At 41.1% G+C, this 1,950-nt stretch carries 3 protein-coding genes; 2 read left to right on the forward strand and 1 reads right to left on the reverse strand.

The window, feature by feature from the left end:
- The first annotated feature begins 119 nt into the window (after nt 1-119).
- Nucleotides 120-593, forward strand: coding sequence for a phosphohistidine phosphatase SixA (gene sixA / locus CXF78_RS15615; RefSeq protein ID WP_011638119.1), 474 nt, complete (start codon nt 120-122; stop codon nt 591-593).
- 84 nt (nt 594-677) lie between these two features.
- On the opposite strand, the gene smrB is transcribed toward sixA, so the two are convergent.
- Nucleotides 678-1,205 carry an endonuclease SmrB gene (gene smrB, locus CXF78_RS15620; RefSeq protein ID WP_102037301.1) on the reverse strand — a complete coding sequence of 176 codons (528 nt, stop codon included), beginning with the start codon at nt 1,203-1,205 and terminating at the stop codon, nt 678-680.
- A 79-nt stretch (nt 1,206-1,284) separates the two neighbouring features.
- Between smrB and prmB the strand changes: the two genes are divergently transcribed.
- The coding region (prmB, locus tag CXF78_RS15625) for a 50S ribosomal protein L3 N(5)-glutamine methyltransferase (RefSeq protein ID WP_102037302.1) at nt 1,285-1,950 on the forward strand (666 nt) is incomplete at its 3' end.

Consider the following 1,950-nt stretch of genomic DNA (forward strand, 5'->3'; position numbering starts at 1 on the left):
CCTGTTTTATTCAATTATCGACTAAAGTTTATCTAAATATACCCAATTCTAGGTTTGTTGTTGTGCTGATTAACGCTACAATTGGTTAAGAATGATAATAAAAACATCACGAGAGAAGTATGCAGCTATTTTTGATGCGCCATGGTGAAGCGAGTTTTGATGCACTGTCAGATAGGGAACGAAAGTTAACTGATACAGGCCGTATTCAAACTGGTTATATGGCCAATTGGTTAGCAAAACAGGTCAGCCATTTTGATTTGGTGATTGTGAGTCCTTATTTACGTGCGCAGCAAACGTGGCAAGAAGTCAGTAAACATTTATCGGAACCCCGTAAGTGGTTAGTGCTTGATGATGTGACTCCCTCGGGTGATGCCAAAATGGCGATAGATGTTGTATTGGCTTATGCCGATCAATATAAAGCAGATAAGGTATTGGTTATTGCACATATGCCTATTTTAGGTTTTATGGTTAGCGAGCTTGTGGCGGGTGTTGAGCCTCCTTTGTTTGCTACTTCTGCTGTGGCTCAAATAGACAAACATACGCAGAATGCGAGTTTTGTCGCAATGACGGCACCACATCAAGTTGTTGTGTAATAGCAATAGCGTGTTGAATAACACCAGTTTATAAAAAGGTAAGTGATTACTTACCTTGTTACTGTCCGCGCTTATTTCCTCGAATTAACGTCGGTGAGGCAGCTCACCAATATCAATTAATACCAATAACGCTGCATCGCCGCCCCATTCTTTTGGCGCTTGGTGAAATGCTTTTACGTTAGGGTGTTGCGCTAACCACATTGGTGTTTGTTGTTTTAAAATCCCCATTCCGTAGCCGTGCATCACGCAGCAACAAATCGTGTTTTGCTTAACGCATGCTTGGATAAGTGCGGCTAATTCAAGTTTGGCTTCTGCTTGACGCATACCGTGTAAATCAAGCAACAGGTCAGGAGAATAGTCACCACGTCTTAAGCGCTTTAATTCATGCTTATCTGTGCTGGTATTAATCCAACGCATAGGGCCATCTACCGGCAGAAGCGGCTGATATGTATCCGAAAAATAGCTATCAGCATGGAGCTGCTGTTCTTTTATTTCGAACTGTTGTTTGGCTTTGACAGGCTGTTTAAAGTGGTGAGTATCTTGCCTTAGCGGTTTGATACCTTCGATTAATGCACTAAACAGCGATAAGTCTGGATAATTATCGTCTTTCATGGGCGTATTGTATTGAATTCTAGGTCATCTTAATAGACATCAGTTACAATAGCGCAGAACAATTTTTAAGGAGTGTGTTTTGGATAAGATCTTTGTAGATGAAGCTGTCACTGAGTTACGTACTATAGCTGATATGTTACGTTGGGCTGTCAGCCGTTTTAATGATGCCAATATTTATTATGGTCACGGAACGGATAATGCTTGGGACGAAGCCATTGCATTGGTTTTTGATGCTCTACACTTACCAGAAGATATCGGTCAGCAGGTTATTTTAAGTAATTTAACCAGCAGCGAAAAACATAAAATCGTTGAATTGATTATTCGCCGTGTACGTGAACGTTTACCGGTACCGTATTTGACCAATAAAGCCAAATTTGCAGGGCTTGAATTTTATGTAGATGAACGCGTACTTGTGCCGCGTTCGCCGATTGCCGAAATGATCAATAATCAGTTTAGCCCATGGTTATATAACAAACCGGTTAATCGTATTATGGATTTATGTACTGGCAGTGCTTGTATTGCCATTGCTTGTGCTTATGCATTTGAAGATGCCGAAGTTGACGCATTAGATATTAGTGAGGACGCACTTGAAGTCGCGCAGATTAATATTGAGTCTTTGGGCGTGTTGGATCGTGTTTTCCCGATGCAATCCGATTTATTCTCGGCGATTCCAAAAGGCCAGCATTACGATTTAATTGTGTCTAACCCTCCATATGTAGATGCACAAGATATTGGTGATATGCCT

Origin of the sequence: Shewanella sp. 11B5 (genome assembly GCF_002836795.1) — a bacterium.
Lineage (GTDB): Bacteria > Pseudomonadota > Gammaproteobacteria > Enterobacterales > Shewanellaceae > Shewanella > Shewanella frigidimarina.

Excerpts from the sequence above, each read along its gene's own strand:
- sixA (WP_011638119.1), top strand. The coding sequence starts at position 120 with ATGCAGCTATTTTTGATGCGCCATGGTGAAGCGAGTTTTGATGCACTG.
- smrB (WP_102037301.1), bottom strand. The coding sequence starts at position 1,205 with ATGAAAGACGATAATTATCCAGACTTATCGCTGTTTAGTGCATTAATC.